The following is a 14552-nucleotide window of genomic DNA, read 5'->3' as shown; positions in this document are numbered from 1 at the left end:
CTTGTCATGTACTCCAAACGTCTGGGATACCGGACACCTCGCGCCCCCTGGCCCGTTGACCTGGCCCCCTGCTCTGTGTCCCGCCCTCCCGTATCGGCCGAACGTCTGGGATACCAGACAGACAGTGCCTCTGAATGTCTCGCACAGGGGGTCTGACCTGGGCCTAATAGAGGCATGACCGTAGTTGTGAATGTCAACGCCCTGTCCGCCGACGATGTCGTCGCCGTCGCTCGCCACAACGAGCCCATCACCCTCGCCCCCGAGGCGCTCAAGGAAATCGCCCGCAGCCGGGAAGTCATCGAGGCCCTGGCCGAGGACGTCAAGCCCCACTACGGCGTCTCCACGGGCTTCGGCGCACTCGCCACCCGCCACATTCCGCACGCCCTGCGCGCCCAGCTGCAGCGCAGCCTGGTCCGCTCGCACGCCGCGGGCTCCGGCCCCGAGGTCGAGCGCGAGGTCGTCCGCGCCCTGATGCTGCTGCGCCTGTCGACGCTCGCCACCGGCCGCACCGGTGTCCGCGTGGAGACCGCCGAGGCCTACGCCTCCCTCCTCAACGCCGGCATCACCCCCGTGGTCCGCGAGTACGGCTCCCTCGGCTGTTCCGGCGACCTCGCGCCGCTCGCCCACTGCGCCCTCGCGATCATGGGTGAGGGAGAGGTCCGCGACGCCCAGGGCGTGCTGCGCCCCGCCGGCGAGGCCCTCGCCGCCGCCGGCATCACCCCGGTCGTGCTTCAGGAGAAGGAGGGCCTCGCCCTCATCAACGGCACCGACGGCATGCTCGGCATGCTCGTGCTCGCCGCCCACGACCTGCGTCTCCTGCTGCGTACCGCCGACATCAGCGCCGCGATGAGCGTCGAGGGCCAGCTCGGCACCGACGCCGTCTTCGCCGCCGACCTCCAGGCCCTGCGTCCGCACCCCGGCCAGTCGGACAGCGCCGGCAACCTGCGCGCCCTGCTCGCCGAGTCCGGCATCATCGCCAGCCACCGCGGCCCCGAGTGCACCCGCGTGCAGGACGCGTACTCGCTGCGCTGCACCCCGCAGGTCCACGGCACCGTCCGTGACACCCTCGGCCACGCCGAGCTGGTCGCCTCCCGCGAGCTCGCCTCCGCCGTCGACAACCCCGTCGTCACCATCGACGGCCGCGTCGAGTCGAACGGCAACTTCCACGGTGCGCCCGTCGCCGCCGTCCTGGACTTCCTGGCCATCAGCGTCGCCGACCTCGCCTCGATCTCCGAGCGCCGCACCGACCGCTTCCTGGACGTGGCCCGTAACCACGGCCTGAACGCGTTCCTCGCCGACGACCCGGGCGTCGACTCCGGCCACATGATCGCCCAGTACACCCAGGCGGCCATCGTGTCCGAGCTCAAGCGCCTCGCGGCCCCGGCCTCGGTCGACTCGATCCCCTCCAGCGCCATGCAGGAGGACCACGTGTCGATGGGCTGGTCCGCCGCCCGCAAGCTGCGCAAGGCCATCGACGGTCTGACCCGCGTCATCGCCGTCGAGCTGTACACCGCCGCCCGCGCCCTCGACCTGCGCGCCCCGCTGACGCCGGCCCCGGCCACCGCCGCCGTCGTCGCCGGTCTGCGTGAGACCGTCGAGGGCCCCGGCACCGACCGCTGGCTCGCCCCCGAGATCGAGGAGGCCGTGCAGTACGTGGCTTCCGGTCGCGCGCTGGCCGCCGCCGAGTCCAAGGCCGGCCGCCTCAACTAAGGCACCACACACACGGTCACGGCTCGGCGCACCCCGCACTGGTGCGCCGGGCCGGACGTGTTTTTGGCGGGGGTTCGCCTCAGCGCGTGGGGGTGCCGTGGCCCGGTACGCGCGCCGGGTCGGTCACACCGCCCACGCGGCGGCTCACCTCCGCGGCGGTCCTGGCCACCTGCTGCGCGATCTCCTGCTGTTCCTCCGGACCCACGTCCTCGGCGGGGAACGTGACCGCCACTCCCGCGATGGGGTGGGCGGTGTGATCGAGGACGGCGGCGGCGACCGAGGCGAATCCGGGAGTCACCTCCCCGTCCTCGGTCGAGTACCCACGGCGTCGCACCTCCACGAGCAGGTTCCGCAGCGCGGAGGGTGAGCCGGGGCCGGACTCGTTGCGCATGACGAAGGCGGAGGCGTCCGGAAACAGCGCGCGCACCTGGGCCTGCGGCAGCCGGGCCAGCACCGCGCGACCGCTCGCGGTCAGATGCGCGGGCAGCCGCACGCCGACCTCGGTGACCAGCGGCGCGCGTCCCGGCGCCCGCTCCTCGATGACGTAGATGACCTCGCGGCCGTGCAGCACCGCCAGATGGGCGTTGTGACCGGTGCGGTCGACGAGCTTCGCGAGCGGGACCCGGGCGAGGCGCTGGAACGGGGCCTGCCGACTGTATCCGGAACCCAGCTCGAAGGCGCTGACGCCAAGCCCGTAGCGGCGCTCCTCCGGCAGGTGCACCACGAAGCCCTCGCGGGCGAGCGTGTCGAGCAGGTGGTACGTCGTCGAGCGGGGCAGCTGCACATCGCGGCTGATGGCCGCGGCCGGTACGGGTCCGGCCTGCGCGGCGAGATACCGGAGGATGGCGAGTACCTGTGCGGCGGCGGGGACGGTGGACATGCCGCGAGAGTACGCCGCCCCCGCACACCGGCCGCAGTTCCTCCCCCAGCGCGTCTGTGATCCGAGACATCCCGCCCCGGACCAAGACGCGGGACCCTCAGTCCAGGAGACTGCCGGCCGCCGCGAGGTAGCCGGCGAGCAGGGCGTGCGCGACCTCGCCGACCGCGGTGTCGTCGGGCAGGAATGCGGCGGAGTGCAGCCTCTCCTCATCGCCTCCGGTGCCGTCGCCCCTGGTGCCGCCGCCTCCGGTGCCGACGAACATCATCAGCGAGGGGAAGTGCGCGGAGTAGTAGGAGAAGTCGTCGGAGCCGGCCGATCTGAGTTCGGGCGCCGGGCGCAGTCCCAGCTCGGCGAGGAGCGGCGCCGTCGCCGAGGTGAGCGCCGGGTCGTTGACCAGTACGGGCTCGCCGTGGACGAAAGTGACCTCGGCGCGGCAGCCCTGGGTGCGGGCGACCAGGCGGGCCGTTTCCCTCATCTCCCGTTGTACGGCGGCCCGTTGCCCGGTGTCCATGGCGCGCAGGGTGCCGCGTGCGCTCGCCACGTCCGGTACGACGTTGGACGCGCTTCCGGCGTCGAGCCGGGTGACGCTGAGGACGAGCGGGGACATGGGGTCGGTGCGCCGGCTGACCAGGGTCTGGAGGGCGACGACGATGTGGGCGAGCGCGGCGACGGGGTCGTGCGTGAGGTGCGGGTAGGCCGCGTGGCCACCTTGGCCGTGCACGGTGAGAGTGAACTCGTCGGAGGAGGCGTTGACCGCGCCGGGTGTGCAGGCGACGGTGCCGGGTGCCAGCAGCGGCTGGACGTGGGCGCCGATGACCGCGCGGCACTGTTCGCGCCGCAGGACGCCGTCCTCGACGATGTCCAGCGCACCCGACGGATAGGCCTCCTCGCGTGGCTGAAGGACCATCAGCATCGGTACGGCGCCGTCGACTTGGTCCACGGCGAGGGCCAGTGCCGTCGCGGCCGCCATATGGACGTCGTGGCCGCAGGCGTGCATGACGCCGGTGCGCCGCGAGGCCCAGGGTGTGCCGGTGCGCTCGGTCACGGCCAGGGCGTCCATCTCCCCGCGTACGGCGATGGCCGGTCCCGCGCCGCCGATGCGCACGACCGCCCCGGTGTCGGCCGTCTTCGCCACGTCGCAGCGGGCGGGCAGCGCCTCGATCACCGTGTCGCGGGTCTGGCCCTCGTCGCCGGACAGGCGCGGCTCGGCGTGCAGGCGGCGGCGCAGGGCGATCGCGTCCGGGAGCCGTCGTCGCAGCTCCTCGGTCAGGCGGGCGCGGGCCGTGGCGTCCGAGGTCATCGCGCCTCCGTCAGTCCGTAGACACGCCGGGCGTTGTCGCGGCCGGTGAGGCGGACGACGCGGGCGGCCTCGTCGGGGTGCCAGTCGCCGTCGTCGACCCACCGCCCCAGCGCGCGGCGCATCCCCCGGCGCCACAACAGGGCGCCCAGGTAGTGCAGTTCGGGCGGCCCCCACGCGTCGGACGAGAAGAGCACCTTGGAGAAGGGGGCGAGTTCGAGCGATTCGGCGATGAGGGCGTCGGAGCGGGCACCCGTGTAGTTCACGCCGAGTCCGACGTCGAAGTACACGTGCGGGAAGATCTGGGCGAGATAGCCGGCCCCGCGCTGGTACGGGTAGCAGTGCAGGAGCAGCAGGTCGACGCCGTGGGGCCGGACGTTCTTGATGAACCGCGTGAGCAGCAGCGGGTCGCAGCGGTGCAGTTCCACGTCGGCGTCGCCGTAGCCGGCGTGCAGCTGGATGGGCAGGCCGCGGTCGACGCCCGTCCACAGGGCGAAGCGCAGCAGCACGGGGTCGGACACCCGGTAGGTTCCCGTGGCTTCCGCGTCCCGCAGCCAGGTCCCGGCGGCGCGTACGGTCTCGTCGTCGGTGGGGCGTTCCGGGTCGAAGTCGAAGCCGTACCGGTAGGCGATGATGCTCTTCACGCCGACCGCGGTCACGGTCCGTTCGGCGAGCAGGGCGCGGAACCGTCCGGGGAGTTCCTCCGCGGTGACTCCCGCGCGGGCGACGTCCTCCATGACCGATTCGAGGCGTACTACCTCGTGGGCCGCCTGGCCGGAGACCTTGGCCATCTCCTCCACGCCGAGGATCGCGTCGCCCTTGTGTCCCGTCTCGACGAGGTAGTCGCCGATTCCGGTGGCGGTCAGCAGGCGGCGGGTGACCTCGGAGGGGCCGAGGGCGGCGCGGGTCTCGAGGTAGGACTCCGCCGATGCGTGCGGTTCGAGGCCCAGGAGGGGGGCGCACCAGCGGCGGATCGCGAAGCCGAGCTGGGAGTCGAGGTGGGTGGTGCCGGGCGGCGCGGGCCAGTCGGATTCTGTGAGCATCAGCTCGAATCCGGCGCGGTCGGTGTCGTCGCGCAGCGCGCCGTGGACGTGGTGGTCGACGAGCGGTGTGGTGCGCAGGGCGGCTTCGAGGGTGGGGTGGGTTTCAGTGGACACGTGCGGTCTCCCGGGCGCGGGCGGCGTCGTCGAGGCCGTCCAGACGGTCGAGTTCGGATCGGCGGACGGCGAGGTGGGTGGCCAGCAGGTCGGGGTCGAACCACGAGGACGCGACCTTGTCGGCCTCCAGCGCGTCGAGCGCCTCGGGCAGGGTGCGCGGCAGTGCGGGGACTTCGGCGAGATCGCTCTCGTCGGCGCTCTCGGGCCACACCCGCGGCTCCGGGTAACCGTCCGGGTCGCCGTGCAGGCCCGCGAGGCCGGCGCGGACGAGTACGCCGAGTGCGAGCCAGGGGTTGGCGGTGGCGTCGGCCGCCCGGTATTCGAGGTTGAACTGGCGGGCGGGGTCGCCTCCGCCGAGCCGGGAGGTGGGGCAGATCCGCAGCAGGGCCTCGCGGTTGCGTTCGGCGAGGAACACGCCGCCGACGCTCCAGCGGTGCGGGGTGAGGCGCAGGGACGAGGTGGGGCTGGGCGCGGTCCATGCGGTGAGGGCGCGGGCGTGGCGCAGGATGCCGGCGGCGAAGCGGGCGCCGGGTTCGGACAGGCTGCCGGGCCGCGTGGGGTCGTGGAGGACGGGACGTCCGTCGGCGTCCTGGAGGCTGAGGTGGATGTGGACGCCGTTGCCCGAGCCGGCGGGGTCGGGCAGGGGGGCGAAGCAGGCCCGCAGGCCTCGCCGGGTGGCGAGGTCGCGGACGAGTTCACGCAGCAGCACGGCCCGGTCGGCGGCGGTGAGGGCGTCCGCGGGACGCAGGGTGATCTCGAACTGGTCGTCGCCGTACTCGGGCAGCCAGTTCTCGGGCCGCAACCCGGCCCCGTCGAGGAGGGCGAGGAGGTCCGACCCGAACGGCTCGGCGGCGCGCAGGCGTTGCAGGGAGAAGGGGCGGGTCGGGGGAAGGCCTTCGAGGGTGAATTCGTGCTCGAAGGAGGCCGTGACACTCAGGCCCGTCGTCTCGCGCAGGTCGTCGAGGGCGGTGCGCAGGAACGTGCGGGGGCAGCAGGCCCAGGGCTCGCCGTCGAGACCTGTCTGGTCGGCGAGGTAGAGGCGCAGGCCGGGCGTGCCGGTGTCCGGGTCGGCGGGGACGTCGGTCCGGGTGGCCTCGGCGGGCAGCAGACGCAGGTCGCCGGTGGAGCCGAAGGGGGTGCCGGGCGCGATGGGCCCGAACGAGGTGATGCCGAGGTTGGCGGGCACCCATCCGGTGCCGGTCCGCAGGACGTCCTCTTCGTCGGAGTGGGGCACGGCACGGCCTCTGACCTGTCCTGACAGGTCGCAGGTCGCGACGAACACGGTGGCGGGGTCGGACATCGACGGCTCCTGAACGGGTGCTGTGGTGCGGGAGGTTGCTCGCGCGGGCGGCATGGCTAGGAGGACAGGCCGCTGGGTTGGGCGGGCTGGGGTGACGGCGCGCCGGGGGTCTGGTCGGCCGGGGCCGGTTCGGCGTCGGCCGGTTCGGTGTCGGCCGGTTCGGTGTCGGCCGCTTCCGCGCGCAGGCTGTCCCCGATGCGCTGGGCCCTCTCCGGGGCGAGGACCACGATCGCCGCCCCGGCCAGACACCAGGCGCCCGCGATCCACGGGAAGTAGCTGTAGGGCGCCTGCTGGCCGGTGGACTGTTCGGTGAAGACGAAGACGAGGTAGGCGATGGCGGCGACGGGCACCACCACTTCCCAGCGGGGAATGCGGCCCCGGCCCGAGAGCGTGAAGGCGATGACTCCCGCGCCGGCGACCGCGTAGGCGACGAGGAGGCAGAGCACGCCGACCGTGGCGAACCAGTAGTAGGCGTCGAAGGCTCCGGTGCCGGCGGCCCAGACGGCGGCGCACAGCAGTACGCCGATGACGCCGGTGGTGCGCAGCGCGGGGACGGGGGCGTGGGTACGGGGGTGGGTGCGGGCGAGGCGGCTCGGGCCGAAGCCGTCCCGGGCGAGCGCGAAGCACAGGCGGGAGGCGGCCGCCAAGGAGGACAGCGCCCCGGCGAACGCGGCTGCTGCCGCGGTGAAGGCGATGACGAGGGCGAACCAGGTGCCGATGTACTGCCCGGCGAGGGTGGACAGAGCCGACTCGGCGGAGGCGAACGCGGCGACGCCGTGGCGGTCGGTGCCGAAGCCGAGGGTCTCGGCGAACATCACGCCCACGTACAGGATGCCGGTGAGCACGATGCTGCCGACCAGTGCGCGGGGAATGTTGCGCCTGGGTTCGGCGGTCTCCTCCCCGAGTGAGGTGCACGCCTCGAACCCCGCCCAGGAGAGGAAGGCGAACACGGTGGCGCTGACGATGGCGCTCGCGCTGTGGCCTCCCGTGGTGAACGGGGAGAGGCCGAAGCTCTGGCCGCGGGGCGCGCTGCCGGCGCCGACGCGGACCAGGACGACGGCGCTGAGCACCAGCATCGCCAGGATGCCGACGCCTTCGATGAGCAGGAGGGCGCGGGCGGTGATGCGGGTGTCGCGTGAGTTGAGCACGGTCACGCCGACGGCGGCGATCAGGGAGATGACGATCCAGGGTCCGCTGTTCCCGATCCCGAGCGCGGCCAGGAAGGCGTGCACGAAGACGCCGGTGGCGGCCAGGGTGCAGGCGAGGAACGCCAGGTACGTGCCGAGCAGGGCGAATCCGCCGAAGAAGCCGGCGCGCGGGCCGATGGTGCTTCCGGCCAGGGCGTAGACGGAGCCGGCGTGGCTGATGTGCCGGGTGAGGCGCCAGAACCCGTAGCCGACGAGGGCGACGCCGAGCAGGCCGAGGAGGAAGACGAGGGGGACGGCGGTGCCGACCGCGCCCGCGACCCCGGCCCCGTTGAGGCCCATGGCGAGGGTCGGGCCCATCATGCCGACGGAGAGCGCCCAGGCCTCCCAGAGTCGGAGCTTGCGTCGGGGCCGGTGTTCAGCTGGCACGGAGGCTCCCTGGCGGGCGGGGCCGCCTGTCTGCGGCCCGGACCCTGACATGAAATATCCATTCCAGGTGAGGCGTCAATAGCTGTCCACGGCGAAACAGTCGTTTCACTTCTCGGCTCTCGGCGGCCCTTTCGACCCGCTTCGACGCCTCAGGCCAGGTCCGGTCCGGGCCCGGGTTCCAGGTCCGCGAGCGCGTCGTCGACCGCGCGCATCCGCCGGGCCGCGGCCGGCCCGAGGCGCGCCTGCACGGCGGCCACCAGCGCCTCCGTCAGCGCCAGGGGCGCCACCAGACTGTCGAACGGACTGGGCGCCTCCACCCGCGCGGGCAGCACGATGTCCGCGAACTGCGCGACCGGTGACAGCCACGGATCGGTGACCAGTACGACCGTCGCGCCGCGCCCGTGGGCGAAGCGGGCCAGCTCGACGGTGCCGCGCTGATACCTCCTCAGATCGAAGACCACGCACACGTCCCGTGGCCCCAGGTCCGCCACCAGACCCTCGTCGCGCCCCGGCCCCCGGACGTGCAGCAACGTGTCCGGGCGCATCAGCCGCAGATGCAGGTCGAGATACTCCGCCAGCATCGACGTGAACCGCCCGCCGAAGCCCACGATGCGCCGCGATGTGTCACACAGCAGTTCCGTGGCCCGTTCGAAGTCCTCGGCCGGCAGCGCGGCGAAGGTCTGCTTCAACGCGGCACAGCCCACGTCGGCCGCCACCTCCATGAGTTCCGACGTGTCCGAGGCGTCAGTGATCATCGCCGGCAGCGTCAACGGGGAGGCCCTGCGCGCCTGCACCTCGTCGCGCAGCGCCGCCTGGAAGTCCCGGTAACCGGCGAACCCCAGGCGAGCCACGAAACGCACCACGGTCGGAGCGCTCGCCCCGGCGCGCGCGGCGAGCGCGGAGGTCGACTCCAGACCCGCGGCCGGATAGTGGCCGAGCAGCGCCTTCGCGATCTTCCGCTCACCTGCCGAGAAGGAGTCCTGCGCGCGGCGCACCCGGTCGGCCACCGTCTGCGCGGCCGCACGCGAGGTGTCGCCAGGGTTCGAGGCGTCGCCGTGGCCCGAGGTGTTGTCGGGGCCCAGGGTGTCGCCATGGCCCAGGGTGTCGCCGTGGCCCGGGGTGTTGCCATGGCCTTGGGTGTCGCCTTGGGCTTGGGGGGTGGGCATTCGTTCCTTCTCTCCGCTCGCTCCGGGTTGTCCCGCGCGTCGCCGGGCAGGGCCGGACCGCGCCTTGGATGGTGTCATCTCGCCTCGTCCGCCACTTGGCCGGCGGCGGGACTCCCCCGTTCCCGTCGAGGGCTTCGGGCCGCCCCGCCGGCGCGCACGACGGGCGAGCCGACCGGGTGCAGCCGTCCGTCGGCGCGCCGCACGAAACCGCGCTTGGGCGTGTGCGCGGTGAGGGTCACATCGACCTGGTCGATGCCCTCCTCGGCGCCGGTCACCTCGTCCAGGAACGTGTACAGGGCGGTGCGGTCGGCCAGTGCGACATCCGCGACGAGCTGGCAGTCCCCTGTCGTGGCCACCAGGTAGCGCACCTCGGGGCAGCGCGCGAGCCGGGTGCCCACCTCGGTGGTGCGCCCGGGCGCCACCCGCAGCCACAGATGCGCCTCGACCGGCATGCCGAGCAGTGCGGCCTCGGCGTCCGCGCGGATGAAGACCATCCCCCGCACGCGCAGCGCCTCGATCCTGCGCCATGCCGTGGACGGCGAGATCCCGGCCGCCGTGGCGATCTGATCCGTCGTCGCCCGGCCGTCCAGGGAAAGGAGTTCCAGGATCGCGCTCTCCTCGGGCGTGGGTTCGGCGGGACGGGCCGCGAGAGCGGCGACCAGGTCGAGGTCGGTGCGCGCAAGGGCGGCCGCCTCCGCCCGCGTGAGCACGTCGAGGCGCCATTCGTGCGAGGACTTGAAGTACCGCAGGACCGCGTGGGTACGCAGCGAGGTGACGCCCGGGAGCGCGGCGACCTCGTCGAGCACCATCGGCAGCAGCCGCTCGCGTCCGACGTCCATCTCCACGAAGCAGTCCGTCGACCCCGTCACCACCGACACCCAGCGGATCTCGGGCATGGCCGCCAGGCTCCGCGCCACCGCGCGCAGCCGGCGCGGCTCGCAGCCGACGCGCAGCAGGTACGGCTCGCCCCACCCGACGAGCTGCTTGTGCACGATCCCGACGACGGCCACCCATCCCTCCTGGAGGAGCCGCGACGCCCGCCGGGCCACGGTGCGCTCGCTCTCGCCGAGCGCGCGGGCGATGCGCCCCCACGAGGCGCGGCCGTCGATCTGGAGGGCGGCGACGATGCGGAGGTCGAGCGGATCGAGCGGGGCCGGGGCGGCGGGCCCGACCGGCCCGACCGGCCTGACCGGCCCGACCGGCCCGGCCTGCGCGGCACCGCCGGTTCGCGCAGGTCGCGCGCGCCCGCTCGCCGTCATGGATCCTGGCCCCCGCCCGCTCCCCTGCCCTGAGCCGGACACTGCCATCTGATGCCCCCTCACTTGGCTGATTCTTTCAATCAAAGCAAAACCGTTGTCCGTTGTCTGCAGACCGTGCCAGCCTGCACCAACAATTTGCCCAGCCCCCTCTCCCCCGGCAGGCACTCATGACCTCCTCAAGATCCGTCGCCGCGCACTCCTCCGCCGCCCCCTCGCCTAGCGCCCCGCCCCGCAACGGGCCTTCCCCGCTGCGGCGCAGCCTCGTCGCCGCCAACATCGGCGGGGCCATCGAATGGTTCGACTGGAACGTCTACGCGGTCTTCGCGCCGTTCTTCGCGGCGCGCTTCTTCCACACCACGAACGCCCTGTCGGCACTGCTGTCCACGCTCGCCGTCTTCGCCGTCGGCTTCCTCATGCGCCCGCTGGGCAGCGCTCTGTTCGGCCGCCTCGCCGACCGGCGCGGGCGCAAGGTCAGCCTCACCGTGTCGATCACCCTGGCCGCCGCCGGCGGACTCCTGATCGCCATCACCCCCGGCTACGACACCATCGGCGTGGCGGCCTCGGTCCTCCTGCTCGTGGCCCGCATGGCGCAGGGGGTCGCGCACGGCGGCGAGGTCGGCGCGTCGTACACCTACGTCGCCGAGATCGCCCCGCCCGCCCGCCGCGGCCTGTGGTCGTCCACGTCCTACGTCAGTGTGACCATCGGCACCATGGCCGCGACGGGTCTCGGCGCGCTCCTCAGCGCCGTGCTCACCGACGCCCAACTGCACACGTGGGGCTGGCGGATCCCGTTCGCGCTCGGCGCGCTCTTCGCCCTGTACTCGATATACCTGCGGCGCAACCTCGCCGAGAGCGCCGCGTTCGACGCCGTGACGCCCCCTCGCGAGACCACGCCCCGACCGGGTCGCACCACGCTCGCCCTGCTGTGGCGGCACCGCCGCCCGGCCCTCCTGAGCATGGGTCTCACCATCGGCGGCACGGTCGGGTTCTACACCTGGGTGGTCTTCGCCCCCGGCTACGCCGTGTCCGCGAAGGGCATGAGTCCCACGTCGGCGCTGGTGGCGGGGCTGCTCGCGCAGTGCGTGTTCCTCATCGCGCTGCCGGTCGCCGGCCACCTCTCCGACCGCTTCGGCCGCAAACCGGTCTACTACGTCTGCGCGATCGGCTACGTGATCCTGCCCTTCCCGCTGGACTGGATGGTGCGCGGCGCCTTCTGGCAGCTCCTCGTCGCCATGAGCATCGCCCTCACGGTGATGGCCTTCTCCAGCTCCATCATCGGCGTGTTCTTCGCCGAGCTGTTCCCCACGGAGATCCGGGCCACCGGCGTCGGCGTCCCCTACTCCGTCGCCGTCGCCCTCTTCGGCGGCAGCGCCCCCTACCTCAACACCTGGCTGAGCGGCATGGGTCTGCACGCCGTCTTCACCGGCTACCTGGTCGTGCTCTCCGCCGTGTCCGTGCTCTGCCTGCGCCTCCTTCCCGAGACCCGGGGGCGCGAGCTGTCATGAAGGGCAGCACCACCGACACCGCCCCCGTACAAGGAGCCGCCGTGCACCTGTGGAGCCTGACCGCCGTCGAACTGCGGGCCCGTCTGCTCGCCAAGGAGATCTCCTGCCGGGAGGTCCTCGACTCCTTCCAGCGCCGCATCGAGGAAGTGAACCCGCAGGTCAACGCGATCGTCACGCACTGCCCCGAGCGGGCTCGGGAGGCAGCGGCCCGGGCGGACGACCGCTACGCGAGGACCGGCCGCCCGCTCGGCCCGCTGCACGGCCTGCCCGTCGCCCACAAGGACCTCGTCGACACGGCCGGGCTGCGCACCACCTACGGCTCCCGCGTCTACGCCGCCCATGTGCCCGACCGGGACGCGCTCCTCGCCCAGCGGTACCGCGAGGCAGGCGCGATCCTCGTCGGCAAGACCAACACCCCTGAATTCGGGGCGGGTTCACACACGGTCAACGACGTGTTCGGCGCCACGCGCAACCCCTACGACCTCACCCGCAGCGCCGGTGGCAGCAGCGGCGGCGCGGCGGCCGCGCTCGCGACCGGCATGCTGCCGATCGCGGACGGCTCCGACATGGGCGGCTCGCTGCGCAACCCGGCCGCGTTCTGCCACGTGGTCGGTCTGCGACCGTCCGCCGGCCGGGTGCCCAACTGGCCTTCCACAGCGCCCTATTTCCCGTATCCCACCAACGGCGCTCTGGGTCGGTGTGTGGAGGACGTGGCCCTGCAGATGGCGGTCATCGGCGTTCCCGATCCGCGCGCTCCGCTCGCGGCGCCGTATCCGGAGAGCTTCGATCTCGGCGGCGGCTTCGAACCGGCGGGCCGCCGGGTGGCCTTCGACGCCGATCTGGGCGGCCTGCCGGTCGATCCCGCGGTGAGCGGCGTGCTCGCGCGGGTGCCCCAGGTGCTCGCCGCCCTGGGATGTGACGTCCACGAAGGCGGTCCCGGCTGGGACGGCGCCGACGACGCGTTCCTCACCTGGCGCGCCTGGTACCAGGTGCTCTGCTTCGGCGAACTCGTGGACGAGCACCGGGAGTTGCTGCGGGAGAACATCGTCTGGAACGTCGACCAGGGGCGCCGGGTCACCGGCGAGGACCTCGTCAGGGCCGAGAAGCAGCGCAACGCCGTCACCGAACGGGCCCGCGCCTTCCTCGACACCCACGAGTTCCTGCTCTGCCCCACCAGCCAGGTGGCCCCCTTCGACATCGGCCTCAACCACCCGCCCCAGGTGGACGGTGTCCCCACGCGCCACTACCTGGACTGGATGCGGGCCTGTTCCCGCGTCACCGTCACCGGATTCCCGGCCGCCTCCGTGCCGTTCGGTTTCACCGACGACGGACTCCCCGTGGGCGTACAGGTGGTGGGGCGTCCCGGCGCCGACGCGGACGTGCTGCGCTTCGCCGGCGCACTCCAGGAAGCGGCGACGGGTTCGCGCGTGGCACCCGTCGCACACACCGTCGACGCCCGACGAGAGCCGCCGCCGCGCTCGCGACCCTCGGCTGGTGAGGGCTCATGGTCACCGTGAGTGGCCGTGGGGAGCGTAGCGGCTGCCGCCGGTACGGCCGAAAGGTCTGAACCCATGCCGGGAATCAGGCCGCGACGAGCTCCCGCTCGCGGTCCGGCGTCTTGACCTTGGGCTTCTTGTTCGGCAGCGAGAGCCGGAAGACCTTGCTCCACGCGGAGAACACCTGCTTGGGCAGCGGCCCGGTGACGTACTCCAGCTCGTACTTTTCGAACAGTGCGCGCACCTTCACCGCGACCTCGGCGTACCGGTTGCTCGGCAGGTCCGGGAACAGGTGGTGCTCGATCTGGTGGGACAGGTTGCCGGTCATGAAGTGCATGGCCCTGCTGCCGCTGATGTTCGCCGAGCCCATCATCTGGCGCAGGTACCACTGGCCGCGCGTCTCGCCCTTGATCGACCGGCGCTCGAAGACCTGCACGCCCTCGGGGAAGTGCCCGCACATGATCACCGAGTGGGTCCAGATGTTGCGGACCAGGTTCGCGGTGAACGTGGCGGCGAGCGTGGTGAGGAACGACGGGCCCGAAAGGAGCGGGTGGATCACGTAGTCCTTGAGCACCTGCTTGCGGATCTTGCGGCCCACGGCCTTGGCCCGCGCACGGAACTCCGGGTTCTTACGGCGGCGCTTCTGCAGGTTCTTGCCGAGCTCCAGGTCGTACGCTGCGATGCCGTACTCGAAGAAGCAGGCGTTGATGAAGTTCCACAGCGGCTGGCCGAGGTGGAACGGGTGCCACCGCTGGTCCTCGTCGACGCGCATGATGCCGTAGCCGAGGTCGTTGTCCTTGCCGATCACGTTGGTGTACGTGTGGTGCAGCTCGTTGTGCGAGTGCTTCCACTGGTCGGACGGCGAGGCGTGATCCCACTCCCAGGTAGTGGAGTGGATCTTCGGGTCCCGCATCCAGTCCCACTGGCCGTGCAGGACGTTGTGGCCGATCTCCATGTTGTCCATGATCTTCGCCACGGACAGACCGGCGGTGCCGAGCAGCCACGCGGGCGGGAAGAACGAGAACAGCAGCACGCCCCTGCTGACCAGCTCGAGCTTGCGCTGCGCCGAGATGACCTTACGGATGTAGGCGGCGTCTTTCTCGCCGCGGCCGGCGATCACCTCGTCGCGGATCGCGTCCAGCTCTCGGCCGAGCTCCTCGATCTGTTCCGCGGTCAGGTGGGCGGTGGGGTCGGTGGCGGTCAAGGTG

At 72.4% G+C, this 14552-nt stretch carries 11 protein-coding genes; 3 read left to right on the top strand and 8 right to left on the bottom strand.

The annotated features are described in order from the left end of the window. Nucleotides 1-174 precede the first annotated feature (174 nt). The gene (gene hutH / locus EOT10_RS28730) at nt 175-1710 is read left to right on the top strand and encodes a histidine ammonia-lyase (protein ID WP_127831244.1); all 1536 of its coding nucleotides are present in this window, start codon (nt 175-177) and stop codon (nt 1708-1710) included. 79 nt (nt 1711-1789) lie between these two features. On the opposite strand, the gene EOT10_RS28725 is transcribed toward hutH, so the two are convergent. The 7 genes from EOT10_RS28725 to EOT10_RS28690 form a co-directional block, all read right to left on the bottom strand. Further along, complete coding sequence (locus tag EOT10_RS28725) at nt 1790-2590, bottom strand: IclR family transcriptional regulator (protein WP_127831243.1); 801 nt, start codon at nt 2588-2590, stop codon at nt 1790-1792. A gap of 97 nt (nt 2591-2687) precedes the next feature. Further along, nucleotides 2688-3890: a M20 metallopeptidase family protein gene (locus EOT10_RS28720; protein WP_127831242.1), complete on the bottom strand. Its 1203-nt coding sequence runs from the start codon at nt 3888-3890 to the stop codon at nt 2688-2690. Beyond that, complete coding sequence (locus tag EOT10_RS28715; RefSeq protein WP_223281268.1) at nt 3887-5044, bottom strand: amidohydrolase family protein; 1158 nt, start codon at nt 5042-5044, stop codon at nt 3887-3889. Before EOT10_RS28715 ends, EOT10_RS28720 begins: the two co-directional genes overlap by 4 nt. Then, entirely contained in the window at nt 5034-6344 is a 1311-nt protein-coding gene (locus EOT10_RS28710) for a type I glutamate--ammonia ligase (RefSeq protein ID WP_127831241.1), read from the bottom strand. Before EOT10_RS28710 ends, EOT10_RS28715 begins: the two co-directional genes overlap by 11 nt. Nucleotides 6345-6400: 56 nt before the next feature. Further along, nucleotides 6401-7918, bottom strand: coding sequence for an APC family permease (locus tag EOT10_RS28705; RefSeq protein ID WP_223281267.1), 1518 nt, complete (start codon nt 7916-7918; stop codon nt 6401-6403). 149 nt (nt 7919-8067) lie between these two features. Then, nucleotides 8068-9084 carry a MurR/RpiR family transcriptional regulator gene (locus EOT10_RS28700; protein WP_223281266.1) on the bottom strand — a complete coding sequence of 339 codons (1017 nt, stop codon included), beginning with the start codon at nt 9082-9084 and terminating at the stop codon, nt 8068-8070. A 74-nt stretch (nt 9085-9158) separates the two neighbouring features. Continuing rightward, on the bottom strand, nt 9159-10343 hold the full coding sequence (locus EOT10_RS28690; protein ID WP_189492192.1) for an Lrp/AsnC family transcriptional regulator: 1185 nt from the start codon (nt 10341-10343) through the stop codon (nt 9159-9161). A gap of 167 nt (nt 10344-10510) precedes the next feature. Between EOT10_RS28690 and EOT10_RS28685 the strand changes: the two genes are divergently transcribed. Together EOT10_RS28685 and EOT10_RS28680 are read left to right on the top strand one after the other, a co-directional pair. Next, on the top strand, nt 10511-11848 hold the full coding sequence (locus tag EOT10_RS28685; protein WP_189492189.1) for an MFS transporter: 1338 nt from the start codon (nt 10511-10513) through the stop codon (nt 11846-11848). Next, on the top strand, nt 11845-13365 hold the full coding sequence (locus EOT10_RS28680) for an amidase family protein (protein ID WP_127831238.1): 1521 nt from the start codon (nt 11845-11847) through the stop codon (nt 13363-13365). The genes EOT10_RS28685 and EOT10_RS28680 overlap by 4 nt, the downstream gene beginning before the upstream one ends. A 64-nt stretch (nt 13366-13429) precedes the next feature. Here the strand turns inward: EOT10_RS28680 and EOT10_RS28675 are convergent, their stop codons facing one another. Further along, nucleotides 13430-14548 (bottom strand): fatty acid desaturase family protein, encoded by a 1119-nt coding sequence (locus EOT10_RS28675; protein WP_127831237.1) that lies wholly within the window; start codon nt 14546-14548, stop codon nt 13430-13432. Between the last annotated feature and the right edge of the window lie 4 nt (nt 14549-14552).

Origin of the sequence: Streptomyces antnestii, assembly GCF_004005495.1 — a bacterium.
Lineage (GTDB): Bacteria > Actinomycetota > Actinomycetes > Streptomycetales > Streptomycetaceae > Streptomyces > Streptomyces antnestii.
Note: the sequence above shows the minus strand (reverse complement) of the source record. Positions and strands in the feature narration are given on the sequence as shown.

Coding starts and splice junctions, on each gene's coding strand:
- EOT10_RS28690 (WP_189492192.1), bottom strand. CDS start 10,343: ATGACGGCGAGCGGGCGCGCGCGACCTGCGCGAACCGGCGGTGCCGCG.
- EOT10_RS28680 (WP_127831238.1), top strand. CDS start 11,845: ATGAAGGGCAGCACCACCGACACCGCCCCCGTACAAGGAGCCGCCGTG.
- EOT10_RS28700 (WP_223281266.1), bottom strand. CDS start 9,084: ATGCCCACCCCCCAAGCCCAAGGCGACACCCAAGGCCATGGCAACACC.
- EOT10_RS28710 (WP_127831241.1), bottom strand. CDS start 6,344: ATGTCCGACCCCGCCACCGTGTTCGTCGCGACCTGCGACCTGTCAGGA.
- EOT10_RS28685 (WP_189492189.1), top strand. CDS start 10,511: ATGACCTCCTCAAGATCCGTCGCCGCGCACTCCTCCGCCGCCCCCTCG.
- EOT10_RS28720 (WP_127831242.1), bottom strand. CDS start 3,890: ATGACCTCGGACGCCACGGCCCGCGCCCGCCTGACCGAGGAGCTGCGA.
- EOT10_RS28725 (WP_127831243.1), bottom strand. CDS start 2,590: ATGTCCACCGTCCCCGCCGCCGCACAGGTACTCGCCATCCTCCGGTAT.
- hutH (WP_127831244.1), top strand. CDS start 175: ATGACCGTAGTTGTGAATGTCAACGCCCTGTCCGCCGACGATGTCGTC.